The sequence below is a fragment of the Microbacterium sp. P2_F9 genome (genome assembly GCF_056403635.1).
The window spans coordinates 1-17,911 of the sequence record NZ_JBFUFC010000067.1 but is presented as its reverse complement, the minus strand read 5'-3'; the positions used below and the strand labels follow the sequence as shown (position 1 = coordinate 17,911).

General features: G+C 68.9%; 21 protein-coding genes. 17 read left to right on the top strand and 4 right to left on the bottom strand.

The annotated features are described in order from the left end of the window. Both AC1DVT_RS09165 and lexA read right to left on the bottom strand, forming a co-directional pair. Positions 1-1,436, bottom strand: a 1,436-nt coding sequence (locus AC1DVT_RS09165) for a hypothetical protein (RefSeq protein ID WP_477388345.1), incomplete at its 3' end; no start/stop codon positions are given. A 116-nt stretch (positions 1,437-1,552) separates the two neighbouring features. Continuing rightward, the gene (gene lexA / locus AC1DVT_RS09160) at positions 1,553-2,233 is read right to left on the bottom strand and encodes a transcriptional repressor LexA (RefSeq protein WP_457100498.1); all 681 of its coding nucleotides are present in this window, start codon (positions 2,231-2,233) and stop codon (positions 1,553-1,555) included. Positions 2,234-2,495: 262 nt separating this feature from the next. Between lexA and AC1DVT_RS09155 the strand changes: the two genes are divergently transcribed. From AC1DVT_RS09155 to AC1DVT_RS09130, 6 genes are read left to right on the top strand one after another with little or no spacing between them, the layout of a single operon-like run. Continuing rightward, a complete protein-coding gene (locus tag AC1DVT_RS09155; protein ID WP_457100497.1) occupies positions 2,496-2,888 on the top strand; it encodes a LysM peptidoglycan-binding domain-containing protein in 393 nt (130 codons plus the stop codon). Between the two features lie 16 nt (positions 2,889-2,904). Beyond that, the gene (locus AC1DVT_RS09150) at positions 2,905-3,993 is read left to right on the top strand and encodes a histidinol-phosphate transaminase (RefSeq protein WP_477388343.1); all 1,089 of its coding nucleotides are present in this window, start codon (positions 2,905-2,907) and stop codon (positions 3,991-3,993) included. Next, positions 3,990-4,592 carry an imidazoleglycerol-phosphate dehydratase HisB gene (hisB, locus tag AC1DVT_RS09145; protein ID WP_457100496.1) on the top strand — a complete coding sequence of 201 codons (603 nt, stop codon included), beginning with the start codon at positions 3,990-3,992 and terminating at the stop codon, positions 4,590-4,592. The genes AC1DVT_RS09150 and hisB overlap by 4 nt, the downstream gene beginning before the upstream one ends. After that, positions 4,589-5,236: an imidazole glycerol phosphate synthase subunit HisH gene (gene hisH, locus AC1DVT_RS09140; protein ID WP_457100495.1), complete on the top strand. Its 648-nt coding sequence runs from the start codon at positions 4,589-4,591 to the stop codon at positions 5,234-5,236. The genes hisB and hisH overlap by 4 nt, the downstream gene beginning before the upstream one ends. Positions 5,237-5,291: 55 nt before the next feature. Continuing rightward, complete coding sequence (gene priA, locus AC1DVT_RS09135; protein ID WP_477388341.1) at positions 5,292-6,038, top strand: bifunctional 1-(5-phosphoribosyl)-5-((5-phosphoribosylamino)methylideneamino)imidazole-4-carboxamide isomerase/phosphoribosylanthranilate isomerase PriA; 747 nt, start codon at positions 5,292-5,294, stop codon at positions 6,036-6,038. After that, positions 6,022-6,807, top strand: coding sequence for an SseB family protein (locus AC1DVT_RS09130; RefSeq protein ID WP_477388339.1), 786 nt, complete (start codon positions 6,022-6,024; stop codon positions 6,805-6,807). Before priA ends, AC1DVT_RS09130 begins: the two co-directional genes overlap by 17 nt. Positions 6,808-6,833: 26 nt before the next feature. Here AC1DVT_RS09130 and AC1DVT_RS09125 read toward each other — a convergent pair whose 3' ends face one another. Then, positions 6,834-7,244, bottom strand: coding sequence for a DUF1844 domain-containing protein (locus tag AC1DVT_RS09125; protein WP_457100596.1), 411 nt, complete (start codon positions 7,242-7,244; stop codon positions 6,834-6,836). 205 nt (positions 7,245-7,449) lie between these two features. On the opposite strand from AC1DVT_RS09125, the gene infC reads away from it, so the two are divergent. The 3 genes from infC (at position 7,450) to rplT (ending at position 8,836) form a co-directional block, all read left to right on the top strand. Further along, positions 7,450-8,136 carry a translation initiation factor IF-3 gene (infC, locus tag AC1DVT_RS09120; protein ID WP_477388337.1) on the top strand — a complete coding sequence of 229 codons (687 nt, stop codon included), beginning with the start codon at positions 7,450-7,452 and terminating at the stop codon, positions 8,134-8,136. A 92-nt stretch (positions 8,137-8,228) separates the two neighbouring features. Next, positions 8,229-8,423 carry a 50S ribosomal protein L35 gene (gene rpmI / locus AC1DVT_RS09115; protein ID WP_477388335.1) on the top strand — a complete coding sequence of 65 codons (195 nt, stop codon included), beginning with the start codon at positions 8,229-8,231 and terminating at the stop codon, positions 8,421-8,423. 29 nt (positions 8,424-8,452) lie between these two features. Further along, the gene (gene rplT, locus AC1DVT_RS09110; protein WP_457100491.1) at positions 8,453-8,836 is read left to right on the top strand and encodes a 50S ribosomal protein L20; all 384 of its coding nucleotides are present in this window, start codon (positions 8,453-8,455) and stop codon (positions 8,834-8,836) included. A gap of 73 nt (positions 8,837-8,909) precedes the next feature. Here the strand turns inward: rplT and AC1DVT_RS09105 are convergent, their stop codons facing one another. After that, positions 8,910-9,530 carry a hypothetical protein gene (locus AC1DVT_RS09105; protein WP_477388333.1) on the bottom strand — a complete coding sequence of 207 codons (621 nt, stop codon included), beginning with the start codon at positions 9,528-9,530 and terminating at the stop codon, positions 8,910-8,912. A 76-nt stretch (positions 9,531-9,606) separates the two neighbouring features. Between AC1DVT_RS09105 and AC1DVT_RS09100 the strand changes: the two genes are divergently transcribed. From AC1DVT_RS09100 to AC1DVT_RS09065, 8 genes are all read left to right on the top strand, one after another. Beyond that, positions 9,607-10,413 carry a TrmH family RNA methyltransferase gene (locus AC1DVT_RS09100; protein ID WP_457100489.1) on the top strand — a complete coding sequence of 269 codons (807 nt, stop codon included), beginning with the start codon at positions 9,607-9,609 and terminating at the stop codon, positions 10,411-10,413. Between the two features lie 81 nt (positions 10,414-10,494). Beyond that, positions 10,495-11,286 carry an amino acid ABC transporter ATP-binding protein gene (locus tag AC1DVT_RS09095; RefSeq protein WP_477388331.1) on the top strand — a complete coding sequence of 264 codons (792 nt, stop codon included), beginning with the start codon at positions 10,495-10,497 and terminating at the stop codon, positions 11,284-11,286. 109 nt (positions 11,287-11,395) lie between these two features. Then, positions 11,396-12,307 (top strand): glutamate ABC transporter substrate-binding protein, encoded by a 912-nt coding sequence (locus tag AC1DVT_RS09090; RefSeq protein ID WP_477388329.1) that lies wholly within the window; start codon positions 11,396-11,398, stop codon positions 12,305-12,307. A 61-nt stretch (positions 12,308-12,368) separates the two neighbouring features. Continuing rightward, on the top strand, positions 12,369-13,016 hold the full coding sequence (locus tag AC1DVT_RS09085) for an amino acid ABC transporter permease (RefSeq protein ID WP_457100486.1): 648 nt from the start codon (positions 12,369-12,371) through the stop codon (positions 13,014-13,016). Further along, positions 13,013-13,927, top strand: a complete 915-nt coding sequence (locus AC1DVT_RS09080) for an amino acid ABC transporter permease (protein WP_457100485.1) — start codon at positions 13,013-13,015, stop codon at positions 13,925-13,927. The genes AC1DVT_RS09085 and AC1DVT_RS09080 overlap by 4 nt, the downstream gene beginning before the upstream one ends. Positions 13,928-13,993: 66 nt before the next feature. After that, complete coding sequence (gene pheS, locus AC1DVT_RS09075; RefSeq protein WP_457100484.1) at positions 13,994-15,034, top strand: phenylalanine--tRNA ligase subunit alpha; 1,041 nt, start codon at positions 13,994-13,996, stop codon at positions 15,032-15,034. Continuing rightward, positions 15,034-17,565, top strand: coding sequence for a phenylalanine--tRNA ligase subunit beta (pheT, locus tag AC1DVT_RS09070; protein ID WP_477388327.1), 2,532 nt, complete (start codon positions 15,034-15,036; stop codon positions 17,563-17,565). Before pheS ends, pheT begins: the two co-directional genes overlap by 1 nt. A gap of 152 nt (positions 17,566-17,717) precedes the next feature. Continuing rightward, a partial coding sequence (locus tag AC1DVT_RS09065) for a dienelactone hydrolase family protein (RefSeq protein ID WP_477388325.1) occupies positions 17,718-17,911 on the top strand: 194 nt, incomplete at its 3' end.

Below are 17,911 nucleotides of genomic sequence, written 5' to 3'. Positions count from 1 at the left end.
GCTGCCGCCTCGGCGCGTGCCGCCGCGATCTCGGCGTCGGCCGCGGCCTCCTCCGCATCGAGCGCGGCCTCTTCGGCGACGAGCGCGGAGTCCTCAGTGCTCGGTGCGACCAGCTCATCCGGTCGCTTCTGCAGCAGTTCGAGCAGCCACGCGACGACGAACGCGACGATGATGACGAGGAAGACATCCCCTGTCGACAGCGGACGCAGTGCGAAGAGCCAGAGCACGGCGAGCACGGCGATGACGACGCGGATGAGCACTCGGTAGCGCGCGAGCGCGATCCCGAACGCTCCCGTGTTCAGCCCGCGCGCCGCGAACCAGCGGCGTGCCGACGAGTTGACTCCCCGGATGAAGCTGCGCGAGCGGGCTGCCGCGGACGAGCGGCCCATGAACCACCCGAGGACTCCGATGAAGACACCCAGCAGTGCGATGATCGCCGCGGTCTGGTGCATCGAACCGATCAGCTGGCTGTAGATGACGTCGAGCCCGGCCACCGATAGATCGAGCTGCACGGCGATTTGGCCCATCACCGGGTATCCGGCCGCGAACCCGAGTGCCAGCGCGCCACCGCCGATCAGGAAGCCGACACCGGTTCCGATGATGGCGACGCTCCGTCGGCGGGCGATGAGGATGCCGAGCGCGAAGAGGGCGAGTGTGATGATCGGGAGCCAGTATCCGAGCGTGGAGGCGATCGCGTAGGTCGTGCGAATCGCGAGGAGCGTCTCACCCGTGCCGATGATGACGACCTTGTCGACCGCTGGGATCATCTGGGCCACCCCGACACCACGGTCTTCGAGGTTCTGCTTGACGCGTTCCACGATCGCGCCGAGCTGGATGCCGACGCCGTCGTCGGTCATGACGACGATCCCGCCGCCGTCCGATGTCGCAGCGGCGGTGAGGGCGCGGTGCGCGGCACGCGTCGTCGTCGCCCAGACATCGGCGAAGGCATCCGACTCGATGACCCGCGTGACTGTCGTGTTCACGAGATTCTCGAGACCGTCGGCTGCGGGGGCCTTCAGCAGATCGAGTGCCTGGGCGGCACGCGGCGGCAGGCCGAGGTCGGCGATGCCGTCGAAGACGTTCGACGTCAGCTCGCTGAAGTCGACCTGGGCCGTGATGGCGTCCATCGTCTCGTCGATGATCATGCCTTGGACGGCGGGGTCCTCGGCGAGGGGCGCGAGAGTGCTGACGAACGCATCCTCGTCGACGAGCTGCACGCGTGCCCACGCGCTCACGATCGCGATGGGAACCAGGAGCGTGGCGATCACGATGATCAGCGCCGAGACGAAGGCGCGCCAGCGGCCGGGTTCTCGCTGCCGCTTCGCCGCTGCTGGCGGGATGGGCGTCGTCGGCGCGGTGACGTCGCGGAGCGCGGTGTTCTCCGCCTCGAGCCGTGCCAGCTGTTCGCGGAGTTCGTCGATCTCGGTTGCGGCCACGACGGCCCCCTCTCGTCTGGCGCACCCCCGCGCCTTCGGCCATTCTGCCGGTCGTTGCAGTCCGAGTGCCATGCCGCGCGGGGAATCATCGCCCGTCATGGGCGAGAATTCACCGATCAGACGGCTCTGAGGACCGCGACGATCTTGCCGAGGACGACCGCGTCGTCGCCGAGGATCGGTTCGAAGGCGGAGTTGCGGGGGAGCAGCCAGGTGTGCCCGTCGCGCCTCCGGAAGGTCTTCACCGTGGCTTCGCCGTCGAGCATCGCAGCGACGATGTCGCCGTTCTCGGCGGTGGGCTGCGATCGGACGACCACCCAGTCGCCATCGCAGATCGCCGCGTCGATCATGGACTCGCCGACGATCTTCAACATGAACAGATCGCCCTTGCCGACCAGCTGACGGGGCAGCGGGAAGATCTCCTCGACCTGCTGGTCGGCCGTGATGGGGACGCCGGCGGCGATCCGCCCGACGAGGGGCACCATGGCGGCGTCGCCGACCACAGGACCGGAGTCGGCGGGATTCTCGGTGGCGCTTCCCGGGAGATCGATGAGCACCTCCATCGCGCGGGTCTTGCCCGGGTCGCGGCGCAGATAGCCGCTGAGCTCGAGCTGATTCAGCTGGTGGGTCACGCTCGAGAGGGACTTGAGGCCGACCGCGTCGCCGATCTCGCGCATGCTCGGCGGATAGCCGTGCCGGGCGATCGATCGCTGGATCACCTCCAGGATGGCGAGCTGCTTGTCGCTCAGGCTCTTGCGTCGCCGGGTCTGCGGCTTCTCGCGGCCGGTTGCCTCGGTCATCGTCCCAGCTCCTGTCTCGCGCCCCTGAGGTGCATCGTTCTTCGAATGTCGGAGGTCCCTGATGGGCTGTTCCTGTCGAAACCGTATCCGGTCAGGCAGGTGGAGCGAAGCAGACTCGCCGCGTTTCGTGTTCGAGGAACTGCTGTGTTCCACCGCACTTGACAGGATATTGCATCGAAGATAACTTCGGAAGAGAGATTCGCATCCGGCGCTCCCGGCCGAGTTCCGGATGCGAACCTCTCCCCACTCTCAGGAGGACCTCATGACCGCCATCGGATTCTCGGGCGCTGCGACACACCGCATCTCCGCCGTCGGTGCGACCGCTGTGGGCGGCACGCGACTTCGTCTCACGACACGCGGTCGCCGCGTGCTGGCGACCATGGCGGCGTTCCCCGCGGTGGTGGCACTGAGCATCGCGGTGATCAGCGGCGGGGCGGCACTCGCGTCGCGCGATGCCGGGGCTCCGGCGGGCTCCTTCACGACGATCACGGTCGCCGCGGGCGACTCGCTCTGGTCGATCGCCGAAGAGGTCGCGCCGACTGCTGACCCGCGCGATGTCGTGGATGCCATCGTCCGGCTGAACGCTCTCGAGGGCGTCACAGTGGCGGCAGGACAGCGCATCGCCATTCCCGCCGAGTACGCGCCCGCCCACTGATCCCGTCGCCTCTACGATGGGAGGGGTGAGCCTCGATCGACTGCCCCTTCGTGACGATCTGCGTGGTATGACGCCTTATGGCGCACCGCAGGCGCCGCTCCCCGTCGCACTCAACGTCAACGAGAACACGCATCCTGTCCCGCAGGAAGTGGCCGACGACATCCTCGACTCGATCGCACTGGCGCTGCGCGACATCAATCGCTACCCCGACCGTGAGTTCACCGCTCTCCGCGAAGGCTTCGCGGAGTACCTGGGGCATGGCCTCACGGCGGATCAGCTCTGGGCGGCGAACGGATCCAACGAGGTCCTGCAGCATGTCCTGCAGGCTTTCGCCGGTCCTGGCCGCACCGCCTTCGGGTTCGCGCCGACGTACTCGATGTACCCGCTGCTGGCCCGCGCCACCGGCGCATCATGGATCGCGGGGGAGCGCCGGCACGATTTCACCGTCGACGCCGAGAGCGCGGCAGCCCAGGTCGAACAGGCCGCACCCGATGTGGTCTTCCTGTGCGCGCCGAACAACCCGACCGGCACGCCCATGACGCTCGACGTCATCGAGGCGGTCTATGACGCCACCCAGGGGATCGTGGTGGTCGACGAGGCGTACCAGGAGTTCGCCCCGCGCGACGAGCGGTCCGCCCTCACGCTGCTGCCCGGCCGCGAGCGGCTCGTGGTTTCGCGGACGATGAGCAAGGCCTTCGCGTTCGCGGGTGCCCGCGTGGGCTACCTCGCCGCCGATCCCGCGGTCGTGGACGCGCTTCGCCTCGTGCGGCTGCCGTACCACTTGAGTGCGCTGACCCAGGCTGCGGCGACGGCGGCCCTGCGCCACGCGCAGACGATGCTGCGGATGGTCGACGAGATCGTCGCGCAGCGCGACCGCACGTCCGCGACGCTCGAGGCGCTCGGCTACGAACCGCACGAGTCGTGGACGAACTTCGTCCTCTTCGGCGGCGTCGACGATCCTGCCGCCACCTGGCAGGCCCTCTACGACCGTGGCGTGCTCATCCGGGATGTCGGCATCGCGCGCCATCTTCGCGTGACCGCCGGGACCGAGGACGAGACGACGGCGTTCCTGGAGGCGCTGGCCTCGATAGACTCGGCGGCATGACCGGACGCACCGCTTCACTGCGCCGCGCGACGAGCGAATCGACCGTCGAGCTCGAAGTCAACCTCGACGGCACCGGCCGAAGCCACATCGACACGACAGTCCCGTTCTTCGACCACCTGCTGACCGCGTTCGCGAAGCACTCGCTCACCGACCTCACCGTGCGTGCGTCGGGCGACACGGAGATCGACGCGCACCACACCGTCGAAGACGTCGCGATCGTGCTCGGTCAGAGCATCCGCGAGGCGCTTGGTGACAAGACCGGCATCTCGCGCTACGGCGACGCGCTCGTGCCCCTCGACGAGGCCCTCGCCCAGGCGGTCGTGGACATCTCGGGCCGGCCCTATCTCGTCCACACCGGCGAGCCGGCCGGTTTCGAGCACCACCTCATCGGCGGCCACTTCACCGGTTCGCTGGTGCGGCACACGTTCGAGGCCATCTCGTTCAACGCCGCGCTCACCGTGCACGTGCGCGTGCTGTCCGGGCGCGATCCGCACCACATCGCGGAGGCCGAGTACAAGGCCTTCGCCCGCGCGTTCCGCCAGGCGAAAGCGCTCGACCCGCTCGTCGACGGCGTGCCCTCGACGAAGGGCGCCCTGTGAGCCGACCGCTCGTCGCGGTGCTCGACTACGGCTCGGGGAATGTGCACTCCGCGGTCAAGGCTCTCGCTGCGGCCGGGGCCGACGCACGCCTGACCGCGGATCGCGGCCTCATCCGCGACGCCGACGGACTCGTCGTGCCCGGGGTCGGCGCGTTCCGCGCCGTCATGGACGCGCTGAACGCGGTGCGCGCGGGCGAGCTCATCGAACGGCGCCTCGCCGGCGGTCGGCATGTGCTGGGCATCTGCGTCGGCATGCAGGTCATGTTCGAACTCGGGGTCGAGCGCGGAGTCGACACCGAGGGGTTCGGCGAGTGGCCAGGCGTCGTGACCGAACTCGACGCACCGGTGCTGCCGCACATGGGCTGGAACACCGTCGACCCGGGGGAGGGCTCGCGCCTGTTCCGCGGCATCGAGGACGAGCGGTTCTACTTCGTCCACTCGTTCGGCGCCCAGAAGTGGCTCCTGGATGTGCAGCCCCCATTCCCGAAGCCCGCGGTCACCTGGTCCACCCACGGGGCTCCGTTCATCGCCGCTGTCGAGAACGGCCCGCTGTCTGCCACCCAGTTCCATCCCGAGAAGTCCGGCTCTGCCGGCATCCGACTCCTGTCCAATTGGATCGGCGTGCTCGGCGGGGCTACTCTCTGAATTCGTGCCTTCCCCGCGGCGCCGAGGCGCCGCCACGACATCTTCCTGAGGATCCATGAACGACTTCGCGTCCCCTCCCGAACTGATCCTCCTTCCCGCCGTGGATGTCGCCGGCGGCAAGGCGGTTCGCCTGACGCAGGGTGAGGCGGGCACCGAGACGAACTACGGCGACCCCGTCGACGCTGCGCTCGACTTCGCGCGTCAGGGCGCGCGGTGGATCCACCTCGTCGACCTCGACGCCGCCTTCGGGCGGGGCAGCAACGCGAGCGTGATCCGCAAGGTGATCAAGCACGTGCGCGGCGTGCAGGTCGAGGTCTCCGGCGGCATCCGCGACGACGAGTCGCTGGAGGCGGCACTGGAGTCCGGCGCCGCACGGATCAACCTCGGCACCGCGGCTCTGGAGAACCCGGAGTGGGCAGCCGACGTGATCAGCCGTTACGGCGACGTCATCGCGGTCGGGCTCGACGTGCGTGGCACCACCCTCGCGGCGCGCGGCTGGACCCGCGAAGGCGGCGACCTGTGGACTGTGCTCGACCGCCTCGAGGCCGCGGGATGCAGCCGCTACRTGCTCACCGACGTGACGAAGGACGGCACCCTCCGGGGCCCGAACCTCGAACTGCTCCGGGAGATCACCGCGCGCACGCCGAAGCCCGTCGTCGCCTCCGGTGGCGTCTCGAGCCTCGATGACATCGCGGCGCTGCGCGAACTCGTTCCGCTCGGCGTCGAAGGCGCGATCGTCGGCAAGGCGCTGTATGCCGGGGCGTTCACGCTCGCCGAGGCGCTCGATGTCGCCGGAGCCTGACCCGCACCACTCGCACGCCGGGGGCGACTCGGCAGGCACCCCCTGGGCGGGCCGCAGCTTCGAGCCGAACGCGCACGCTTCCGATGACGGCTCAGCCGATCCGGCGCTGCAGGCCGCGCTCGAGGCGTTCCGGAGCGGCGCCGGTGACCAGTCCGCGGTCGTCGAGGCCTACCGGTCGGCGCGGCTCCTCATCCCGCTGCTGGCGGAGAAGGGCGACGAAGGCGTCGGGCCGACCGGCTTGACGGTCGACAAGACGCAGGAGCTCTCGATCGTCACGGTCGCCGCCCCCGACGGCCGGCGTGTGCTGCCCGTGTTCACGTCGGTGGAGACGCTGACGCGGTGGGATGCCGCGGCCCGGCCGGTGCCGGCGGACGGCGTGCGCACGGCCCTGGCCGCGGCCGACGACGACACCGATCTCATCGTCATCGATCCGGGGTCTCCAACCGAGTTCATCCTGCGCCGCCCGGYGGTCTGGGCGATCGCGCAGGGGCATGCCTGGGAGCCGTCCTACGTGTCGCCCGAGGTGTTCGCCGGGCTGCAGGAGAGCATCGGCGGCGAACTCGCGATCCTCGACCTCGCGGTCTCGGCCGGCGACCCCGACGCGCGGCTCCGCGGGCCGGAGCTCGTCGTCGCGCTCGACCTGATGCCGGGACTGGATAAGGGCGAGCTCGATACGGTTCTCGCGCGCCTCGCCGCCCGCTGGGCCGCGGACGACCGCATCGCCGTGCTCGTCGACTCCCTCACGGTGAAGCTGATCCGCCGCGACTGAGCGCGGCTCGCCTCGGCTTCAGGCCGTCAGTTGACCGGACCGGTCCACTTCTCGCCCGGTCCCTTGCCGATCGGGTCGGGGATGACGGATGCCTCGCGGAACGCGAGCTGAAGTGACCGAAGGCCGTCGCGGAGCGACCGAGCGTGCATGTCGCTGATCTCCGGGGCGCCCGCGGTGATGAGTCCGGCGAGGGCGTTGATGAGCTTGCGCGCCTCGTCGAGATCGGTCTGCGCCTCGGGGGAGTCGGCGAGTCCGACCTTCACCGCTGCGGCGCTCATCAGGTGCACCGCGGCGGTCGTGATGACTTCGACAGCCGGCACATCCGCGATGTCCCGAGTGGCGGATGCCGCGGCGCGCTCCTGTTCCTCCCAGCGGGCGCGGCGCGCAGCGTCACGCGCCTCGTCCTGGTCGGTCCGGTCGCCGTCGGTGCCTCGAATCGTGTCCACGCCGTTCTCTCTGCTAGACTTCAGCGGGCTCCGGAGCGTTCTGCTCCGGAATCGAAAGAGGATCACATCCCACCCGCGCTTGCCGTTCCAGGCTACCGGGTCACGCACTCCGCCTCGTCCGCTTGCGGCCGAGGTAGCAAGGGTGCAAGAGCCGGCGCTTCCGCGTCGTGCCGGGTGGACTGTGCCTCTTCCGCCCGTGACACACCCTGTGTCGCGGTGGCTGACATCCCGCACGAAAGAGGAGTTCCGCATCAGCGATCCCCGCACCAATGACCGCATCCGCGTTCCCGAGGTCCGCCTCGTGGGCCCCGCGGGTGAACAGGTCGGCGTCGTCCGCATCGAGGTGGCGCTGCGCCTGGCTCAGGAAGCCGATCTCGATCTGGTCGAGGTGGCCCCCGACGCGAAGCCTCCCGTTGTCAAGATCATGGACTACGGGAAGTTCAAGTACGAGGCTGCCCAGAAGGCCAAGGAAGTGCGGCGCAACCAGGCGAACACGGTCCTYAAAGAGGTCCGCTTCCGTCTGAAGATCGAAGCTCACGACTACACCACCAAGCTCAAGCGCGCCGAGGGCTTCCTCCAGTCCGGTGACAAGGTGAAGGCCATGATCCTGTTCCGAGGCCGCGAGCAGTCGCGTCCCGAGCAGGGTGTGCGACTCCTTCGCAAGTTCGCCGAAGACGTCGCCGAGTTCGGCACGGTCGAGTCGAACCCCATGATCGACGGTCGCAACATGGTGATGGTGATCGCCCCGCACAAGAACAAGTCCGAGGTGAAGACCGAGCAGAACGCGCAGCGCGCTGCGAACAAGGAAGCTGCCCGATCTGCTCGCACCGGCACCGCCGGCGCTGAGACCGTCGCCGCCGCCGCCGCCGAACCCGGCGAATAGCCCCACTTACTCCCGCACCGCGGGACCACAGACTCCCGCTCAGGCGGGACCCGACTCCCGCCTGGGCGGGAAGTGAAACGAAGGAAGAAGAGATGCCGAAGCAGAAGACCMACTCCGGTGCCAAGAAGCGCTTCAAGGTCACCGGCAGCGGAAAGCTCATGAAGCAGCAGGCCGGCATGCGCCACAACCTCGAGGGCAAGTCGAGCCGCCGCACGCGCCGCCTCAACCAGGAGCAGGTCCTGGCACCGGGCGACGCCAAGGTCGCCAAGAAGCTCCTCGGCCTCTGAGCCCGACGCACGAATAGGAAACATGAGAAATGGCTAGAGTCAAGCGGGCTGTAAACGCCCACAAGAAGCGTCGCGTCATCCTCGAGCGCGCCTCCGGTTACCGGGGTCAGCGTTCGCGTCTGTACCGCAAGGCGAAGGAGCAGGTCACCCACTCCCTCGTCTACGCGTACCGCGACCGTCGCAAGCGCAAGGGCGACTTCCGTCGTCTGTGGATCCAGCGCATCAACGCTGCGAGCCGTCAGAACGGCCTCACCTACAACCGCCTCATCCAGGGCCTCGGCCTTGCCGGCGTGCAGGTCGATCGCCGCATCCTGGCAGACCTCGCGGTCAACAACCCGGCTACGTTCGCGTCGCTGGTCGAGACCGCCAAGAAGGCGCTGCCCGAGAACGTCAACGCACCGAAGTCGGCCTGACCGACTCGCGCGTAAGAAGGGCGTCCTCCGTTTCGGAGGGCGCCCTTCGGCGTTTCCGGCATCCGTCGAGCGGTCAGATCCTGATCGGAAAGGTGAGCATGACGACGAGGCCGGCCACGGTGAACGCCAGAGCGAGGATCATGAGCGCACGCCTCGACCAGGATGGACCGTCGCGCTGCGCGAGGGCGGAGAGGAACAGGACGAGCGCGAACAGCACTGTCAGCAGCGTGTAGTTGTCGCCGCGCTGGTTGTTCTCGAGGGCGCGGTCGAACGCGGCGTCGGCCTTCGCGTTCAGCTCGTCGACCTTCTCCTCACCGGCCACCACGTACTCGGGCAGGGCGAACGGAGTTCCCGTCGTCTGGTCCCACGCGTCGAAGGCCGTCGCGAGCGACGGCGGGAACCGCTCCTCGATGAAGCCGGCGAGTTCGGCATTGCCGGCGTCGTCGGCCGTCAGCCATTCGGCGAACACGGTGAGATCGATCTGGCGCTGATCGCGCACCGCGCTGGCCGCATCGCTGGCCTGCACCCGTGCAGCACCGGCCTGGCTGAACGCGATCGACATCTCGCCGCCCCACTTCGATGACTGGAACCCGCACCAGGCGGTCACCACCGCGACCGCCGACAGCACGACCAGGGCCACGATGTCGAGCCACGGAGGGCGGGCGGGCGGCGACGGCGCCGATGCTTGGGTCACGGACGGATCGTAGTATGCACCGCGCGTCGCCCCGGCGGCGACGCGGAGAATCGGCCTCGAGCCCTAAGCTGAGCGAGTGCTCGAGAACCCGCGTTCGCCGCGCGTACGTGCTGTGGCGAAGCTCACCAAGCGCAATGCGCGCCAGGAGACCGGACTGTTCCTCCTCGAAGGACCTCAGGCGGCGCGGGAGGCACTCGCGCACCGACCCGAAACCTTCATCGAGATCTTCGCCACGCCGACCGCGATGGAGCGTCACAGCGACGTGAGCGATCTGGCCCGCGCGGCCGGGATCGAGGTCGTCTTCACCACGGAGGCCGTCCTCGACGCGATGGCCGACACGGTGACGCCCCAGGGAATCGTCGCGGTGGCACGACAATCGCCGACGTCGCTGAAGGACGTGTTCGCGGCATCCCCTCGTCTCATCGCGATCTGCGAAGAGGTGCGGGACCCGGGCAACCTCGGCACGATCATCCGCGCGGCGGACGCCGCCGGAGCGGATGCCGTCATCCTGACCGGCCGCACAGTCGACCTGTACAACCCCAAGGTGGTCCGTGCGACCACCGGTTCGCTCTTTCACCTGCCGGTCGCGATCGGCGCCGACCTCGCCGTCGTCGTCGAGCGCGCGCATGCCGCGGGGCTGCGGGTCATCGCCGCGGATGTCGGGGGAGAGGACTTCCTCGCGTCGCGTGGCACGCTCGCCGAACCCACGGCCTGGCTGTTCGGCAACGAGGCCAGGGGCCTCGACGAAGAGGCCCTCAAGTACGCCGACCTCGCGCTGCGACTGCCGATCTACGGCTCCGCCGAGTCGCTGAATCTCGCCACCGCTGCCAGCGTGTGCCTGTACGAAAGCGCGTTCGCCCAGCGGGCCGTCGCCGCGGACTGAGCGCCCGCCGCCTGTTACATCTCGGTAAAGCCTCACGGCAAGGCCTGGCAGAGGCATCCGCATCGCCCATAGGGTGCGGGTATGGCGCCAGAAGACGGCAGTGCCCCCAAAACGTCCAACATCACGGTCCGGCGTGGGGACCCGCTGGTCGTGGTCTCGAATGTCCAGAAGCACTATGGCGACTTCCAGGCGCTGAAGGACATCGACCTGACGGTCAACCGTGGCGAAGTCGTGGTGGTGATCGGACCCTCCGGGTCGGGCAAGTCCACGCTGTGCCGCACGATCAACCGCCTCGAGACCATCACGAGCGGCACCATCTCGATCGATGGCAAGGAGCTGCCGAAAGAGGGCAGGGGCCTGGCCGAGTTGCGCGCGGACGTCGGGATGGTCTTCCAGTCGTTCAACCTGTTCGCGCACCTCACGATCCTCGACAACGTGACGCTGGGGCCGATCAAGGTCCGCAAGATGAAGAAGGCGGATGCCGAGCGGCAGGCCAAGACTCTGCTCGACCGGGTCGGTGTCGGGCAGCAGGCAGGCAAGCTGCCTGCGCAGCTGTCGGGTGGCCAGCAGCAGCGCGTCGCGATCGCCCGGGCGCTCGCGATGAACCCCAAGGTCATGCTCTTCGACGAGCCGACCAGTGCTCTCGACCCCGAGATGATCAACGAGGTGCTCGACGTCATGGTCAGCCTCGCCCTCGAGGGCATGACGATGATCGTCGTCACCCACGAGATGGGCTTCGCCCGCAAAGCGGCCGACCGCGTCGTCTTCATGGCCGACGGCCAGATCGTCGAGGAGGCCATTCCCGAGGAGTTCTTCACGCACCCGAAGAGCGAGCGGGCGAAGGATTTCCTCTCGAAGCTCCTCACCCACTGAACCCTGTCGCCGCGAGAAAGGACCGCCGCCCACACACGAGTTACATCCGGACGGACCCGAACGTCGGATACGGAACCAGCAGGAACATGCGCACCCAAGGAGCAGTCACATGCGAAAGTCACGGATCATCACAGGCCTCGGCCTGGCCGCAGCAGCGGTTCTGACACTCACGGCGTGCAACAGCGGCACGCCAGGCACGACACCGGATGGCGAGGCGTCGCCCAGCGAGTCGGCGGGCGCCTGGTTCGAGGTTGCCACCGATGTCACGATCGACGGCAGCCCGACCTTCGATGCGATCACCGAGCGCGGCACTGTCAAGGTCGGTGTCAAGGAGGATCAGCCGGGCCTCGGCTACCTCGACCCGACCACGGGCGACCGCACAGGCTTCGACGTCGACATCGCGCGGTGGATCGCCGCATCGCTCGGCTACGACGAGGACAAGATCGAGTTCACCGCGATCCCGTCCGCCAACCGCGAGCAGGCGCTCGTCAACGGGGACGTCGACTACTACGTCGGCACGTACTCGATCACGGACAAGCGCAAGGAGCTGATCTCGTTCGCCGGCCCCTACTTCCTCACCGGCCAGGGTCTGCTCGTCGCAGCCGACAACTCGGACATCACCGGACCCGATGACCTCGCCGGCAAGAACGTGTGCTCGGCCACCGGGTCGACGTCGATCCAGCGGATCAAGGACGAGTATCCGGATGCCACGACCACGGAGTTCGACACCTACTCGCAGTGCGTCGAGCAGCTCAAGAACGGGCAGGTCGACGCTGTCACGACCGACGAGTCCATCCTGATCGGCTTCGCCGCGCAGGACCCGGACGCGCTCAAGGTCGTCGGCGAGCCCTTCAGTGAGGAGCGCTACGGCATCGGCCTCACCAAGGACGACGCCGCGATGCAGGAGTTCATCAACTCGATGCTCACCGACGGGCCGGACATCTGGCAGGCCATCTTCGACAAGAACCTCGGCCCGGCCGGGGTCGAGGGTACGCAGCCCGCGGTCGATCCCATCAATTGACCGGCAGGTGGCGGCGCCCGTCCGCGGGGGCCGCCACCTCTGACCAGCGGAGGAGCCGGTCGTGAACCAGATCATCGACTATCCAGACATCTGGGTGGCCGCACTGTGGGGCACCGTGGTGCTCTTCTTCGGCGGCGCCGTGATCGCGATCATCCTCGGCATCATCGTCGGGGCGATGCGGGTCTCGCCTATTCCGGTGGCCCGTGCGGTCGGGACCGTGTACGTGAACTGGATCCGCAACACGCCCCTGACGCTCGTGATGTTCTTCTTCGCGTTCTGCATGCCCCTCCTGCTTCCGGGGCGGGCGAACTTCCTCGTGCTGGCGGTCTGGGCGCTCGGGATCTACACCGCGACGTACGTCGCCGAGACCATCCGGTCGGGCATCAACACCGTGCCGGTGGGTCAGGCCGAAGCCGCACGCGCCATCGGCTTGACGTTCGGCCAGGTCATGACCCTCGTCATCCTCCCGCAGGCGACGCGGTCGGTGATCCCGCCGATGATGAGCGTGTTCATCGCGCTACTCAAGAACACGACGGTCGCCGCCGGATTCGCGGTCGTCAATCTCGGCAACATCCGCGCCGAGATGAGTGAGAAGGGTGAAAACCAGCTGGTCACCATCCTCTGGGTCATGCTCATCTTCGTCGTTCTGGTGCTGCTGCTGGCCTGGCTGCAGCGATCGCTCGAGAACCGCTGGAGGATCGCGCGATGAGTTCCGTCCTGTACGACGTGCCCGGACCCCGGGCGATTCTCCGCAACCGGATCCTCGGCATCCTCACCATCCTCGTGGTGCTGGCGCTGCTCGCCTGGGTCGTCTGGCGGTTCTGGGTGACCGGCCAGTTCTCGGCCGAGAAGTGGTACGCCTTCACCTTCACCCGCATCTGGGAGCAGTTCGCGCTCGCGACCCTGCGCACCCTCGCCGCGTTCGCCGTCGCGGCCGTCGGCGCGCTCGCGCTCGGCTTCGTCCTGGCGATCGGGCGCCTGTCGGATCACGCCTGGATCCGGATCCCGGTCACCTGGATCACCGAGGTCTTCCGCGCCGTTCCGGTGCTGGTCTTCATGATCCTGCTCTACTACGGGCTGCCGGTCATCGGCATCAAGATGACGTCGTACTGGGCGGTCGTCATCGCCCTGGTCGCTTACAACGGGTCGGTGCTCGCCGAGGTAGTCCGCGCCGGCGTCGAGTCACTGCCGCGCGGCCAGGGCGAAGCGGGTTATGCGATCGGCCTTCGCAAGGCCGGCGTCATGCGCCTTGTGCTGCTGCCGCAGGCGATCCGGGCGATGCTGCCGGTGATCATCGCGCAGCTCGTGGTGACCCTGAAGGACACCGCGCTCGGCTTCATCATCACGTATCCCGAGCTGCTCTACTTCGCGAAGCTCCTCGGCTCGAATGCGGTCCTCGGGTCGCCGCTCATCCCCGCGGCCATTGTCGCGGGCACGATCTACGTATCGCTCTGCCTCGCGCTCTCGTACGTCGCGCGCCTCGTGGAGCGGCGCCTCCGGCGCTCGCCGAAGGTCATCGCGGGTCCCGCTCCCGCCAACGCCCCGACGACCGCCACCGAGACGATCGCCGCGCAGGAGGCGGTGCGCCGCATCGAGCACGACGACGCCGGCGGCTCCTGATCGCCTCGAGCCCGCCACCGCAGGCACGACAGGCTGACCGGCGGGTCGTCGGTAGACTCGACTCTCGTGTCTGACGCTCCCGAAATCACCCCTGAGGCGGTGGATGCCGCGGTCCAGGACGCCCTGGACGCCATCGGCGCCGCCGCCGACACCGCGGCCCTCAAGTCCGCGCGTGCCGCGCACACTGCCGAGGGCTCGCCGCTCGCCCGACTGAACTCCCGGCTGCGCGATGTCGCACCCGAGCGCAAGGCGGAGTTCGGCAAGCTCATCGGTCAGGCCCGGGGCCGCGTGACCCAGTCGCTCGTCGCCCGCGAGGAGGAGCTGGCCGCGGCCGAGAGCGCCGCCCGGCTCGAGGCGGAGCGCCTCGACATCACGGCACTCGCGCAGCGCGCGCGCGTCGGGGCGCGGCATCCGCTCACCCTCCTCCAGGAGCAGGTCGGCGACATCTTCGTGGGCATGGGCTGGGAGGTCGCAGAGGGGCCCGAGCTCGAGCACGAGTGGTTCAACTTCGACGCGCTGAACTTCGACGTCGACCATCCCGCGCGGCAGATGCAGGACACCTTCTTCGTCGACCCCGTCGACCGCCACCTGGTGATGCGCACCCACACGAGTCCCGTCCAGGTGCGGTCGGCACTCGAGCGCGAACTGCCGATCTACGTCATCTGCCCCGGCCGGGTGTACCGCACCGACGAGTTCGATGCGACGCATCTTCCTGTCTTCTCGCAGTTCGAGGGGCTCGTGATCGACAAGGGCATCACGATGGCGCACCTCAAGGGCACGCTCGATCACGTCGCGCGCGCCCTGTTCGGAGCCGAGGCGAAGACCCGGTTCCGCGCCAACTTCTTCCCCTTCACCGAGCCGTCGGCCGAGCTCGACCTCTGGCATCCGACCTTCAAGGGCGGCGCGCGCTGGATCGAGTGGGGCGGCTGCGGCATGGTCAACCAGAACGTGCTGCGTGCGGCCGGGATCGACCCGGAGGTGTACTCGGGCTTCGCGTTCGGGATGGGGATCGAGCGGACCCTCATGTTCCGCTCGGATGTGCAGGACATGCGCGACATGGCCGAGGGCGATGTCCGCTTCAGCGAGCAGTTCGGGATGGTGGTCTGATGCGCGTCCCGCTTTCGTGGCTGCGTGAGTACGTCGATCTGGCAGCGGATGCCTCGCCCGAGGACGTCCTCGCGGCCTTGGTGTCGGTCGGGTTCGAAGAGGAGGACGTCTTCCGCTTCGACCTGCAGGGTCCTATCGTCGTGGGCGAGGTGCTCGAGTTCGTCGAGGAGCCCCAGTCCAACGGCAAGACCATCCGCTGGTGCCAGGTGCAGGTCGCGCCAGATGGCCAGCTCGCGGCGGACGGCGGCCCGGCCGTGCACGGCGTCGTGTGCGGTGCAGGCAACTTCTTCGCCGGCGACAAGGTCGTCGTGACGCTGCCGGGGGCAGTGCTCCCCGGCCCGTTCCCGATCGCGGCGCGCAAGACGTACGGCCATGTCTCCGACGGCATGATCGCCTCGGCGAAGGAGCTCGGCCTCGGCGAAGAGCACAGCGGCATCCTGCGGCTCGTCGAGCTCGGCCTCGACGCCCCAGTGGGCACCGACGCCATCGCCCTGCTCGGCCTCGACGATGTCGCGGTCGATGTCAACGTCACCCCTGACCGCGGCTACGCCCTGTCGATCCGCGGGATCGCCCGCGAGTACTCGCACGCGACGGGCGCGGCCTACCGCGACCCGGGCGACCGGGAGTGGGGCGAGCTCGAGCAGCCGGTCTCCGGCTTCGCGATCGCCGTCGACGACCAGAATCCGATCCGAGGCCGGGTCGGGGCATCCGAATTCGTCGTCCGCATCGTGCGCGACGTCGACGCCACGAAGCCGACGCCCTCGTGGATGGTCGCCCGCCTGACGCTGGCCGGCATCCGATCGCTCGGCATCCTGATCGACATCACCAACTACGTGATGATCGAGCTCGGGCAGCCGATCCACGGGTACGACCTCGACCAGCTCCAGGGCGGCATCACGGTCCGCCGCGCTGCCGCAGGCGAGCAGCTCGAGACGCTCGACGGCAAGGTGCGCACGCTCGACGTCGAAGACCTCCTCATCACCGACGAGTCCGGCCCGATCGGCCTCGCCGGCGTGATGGGCGGCGGAGCGACCGAGATGAGCGGCACCACCCGCAACGTCCTCATCGAAGCGGCGACCTTCGACACCGTCTCGATCGCACGCACCGCACGCCGGCACAAGCTGCCGAGCGAAGCCTCGCGCCGCTTCGAGCGCGGCGTCGACCCGCTCGTGCCGTTCGTCGCCGCTCGCCGGGTCGCCGACCTCATGGTGGAGCACGCCGGCGGCACCCTCGACACCGAGGTGGGCGGTGCGCTGTTCGCGACCGTCGAGATCGCGGGCATCGATCTGCCCCGCGGCTTCGTCGAGGGCCTCATCGGCGTCGACTACACGACGGACGAGATCGTCGCCGCGCTCGAGATGATCGGCTGCGAGGTCCACGACGCCGGCGACCACTGGTCGGTGCACCCGCCGTCGTGGCGGCCCGACCTGACCGACAAGTGGACCCTGGCCGAAGAGGTCGCCCGCATCGAGGGCTACGACCGCATCCCGTCGATCCTGCCCACACCGCCGTCCGGCCGCGGGTTCACGCCCGCGCAGCACGGTCGTCGGCGCGTGGCGAACGCGCTCGCCGCCGCCGGCTTCGTCGAGGTCCCCTCCTTCGGCTTCACGACCGAAGAGCAGAACGACCTGCATGGTTCGGCAACGGGGGAGCACCTCCCGTCGATCCGGCTCGCGAACCCGCTCGACGGCCAGGCGCCGTTCCTGCGCCGCTCGCTGATCCCTGGGCTGCTTCAGACCGCCCACCGCAACCTGTCGCGCGGCTTCACCGATCTCGCGCTCTTCGAGACCGGCTCGGTCTTCCTCCCCGAGCCTGCGGTTCAGTACGGCACCTCGTTCGTCCCGCCCCTCGCGGTGCGACCGGATGCCGCGACCCTCGCCGAGCTCGATGCTTCGATCCCGCCGCAGCACAAGCATGTCGCCGTGCTGCTGACCGGCAGCCGCATCGCGAAGCAGCCCGGCCAGCCGGGCGTCGCCGCGGACCTGGTCGATGCGCTCGACGCGGTGCGGACGATCGCCGGCGCCGCCGGCGTGTCCATCGACGTCGCCCAGACCGAACGGGCGGCCCTGCACCCGGGCCGCACCGGTGTGCTGTCCGTGGGCGCGACCGAGGTCGGGTATGTCGGCGAGCTGCTGCCCGCTGTGAGCGAGGCATCCGATCTTCCTGGTCGCGTCGTCGTCGCCGAACTCGATCTCGACCTCGTGCTCTCGCTCGCGGGGGAGCGGGTCACGGCCGCGACGCTCTCGACGTTCCCGGCCGCGACGCAGGACGTCTCGCTGGTGGTCGGCGCGGAGGTGCCCGCCGCCGCGGTCAAGGCCGCGCTCACTGAAGGCGCCGGCGAACTGCTCGAGTCCGTCCGGATCGTCGATGACTACCGCGGCGCCGGGGTGCCGTCAGGCTCGAAGAGCCTGACGTTCGCCCTGCGCTTCCGCGCGCCCGACCGCACCCTGACGGCGGCCGAGGCGACCGAGGCGAAGCTCGCCGGAGTCGCCGTGACGCAGGAGCGCTTCGGCGCGACTCTCCGCGAGTAGCCCGGAGGCGAGCCCAACTGCGGGGGTGCGCGGCGAAACGCCGTGCCGAGGCATCCATCGTCCGGCGTGTCGCATGACTGCCCCGCAGTTGGGTCCGCCCCGGCCCGTGGGGTCAGCGGCGTAGGGTGAGAAACCCGACCCTGAGGAGAGCCGTGTCGCAGACGATCGCCCTGACCGCCCCCGATGGCACCGCGTTCGACGCGTATGTCGCCCGGCCCGACGGCGAGCCCGTCGGCGGGCTCATCGTGATCCACGAGATCTGGGGTCTGGTCGACCACATCCGCGATGTGGCCGATCGCTTCGCGGAGCAGGGCTGGCTCGTCGTCGCGCCTGACATCCTCAGCAC

Excerpts from the sequence above, each read along its gene's own strand:
- lexA (WP_457100498.1), bottom strand. The coding sequence starts at position 2,233 with ATGACCGAGGCAACCGGCCGCGAGAAGCCGCAGACCCGGCGACGCAAG.
- rplT (WP_457100491.1), top strand. The coding sequence starts at position 8,453 with ATGGCTAGAGTCAAGCGGGCTGTAAACGCCCACAAGAAGCGTCGCGTC.
- AC1DVT_RS09090 (WP_477388329.1), top strand. The coding sequence starts at position 11,396 with ATGCGAAAGTCACGGATCATCACAGGCCTCGGCCTGGCCGCAGCAGCG.
- hisB (WP_457100496.1), top strand. The coding sequence starts at position 3,990 with ATGACCGGACGCACCGCTTCACTGCGCCGCGCGACGAGCGAATCGACC.
- pheT (WP_477388327.1), top strand. The coding sequence starts at position 15,034 with ATGCGCGTCCCGCTTTCGTGGCTGCGTGAGTACGTCGATCTGGCAGCG.
- AC1DVT_RS09150 (WP_477388343.1), top strand. The coding sequence starts at position 2,905 with ATGGGAGGGGTGAGCCTCGATCGACTGCCCCTTCGTGACGATCTGCGT.
- AC1DVT_RS09080 (WP_457100485.1), top strand. The coding sequence starts at position 13,013 with ATGAGTTCCGTCCTGTACGACGTGCCCGGACCCCGGGCGATTCTCCGC.
- AC1DVT_RS09155 (WP_457100497.1), top strand. The coding sequence starts at position 2,496 with ATGACCGCCATCGGATTCTCGGGCGCTGCGACACACCGCATCTCCGCC.
- AC1DVT_RS09095 (WP_477388331.1), top strand. The coding sequence starts at position 10,495 with ATGGCGCCAGAAGACGGCAGTGCCCCCAAAACGTCCAACATCACGGTC.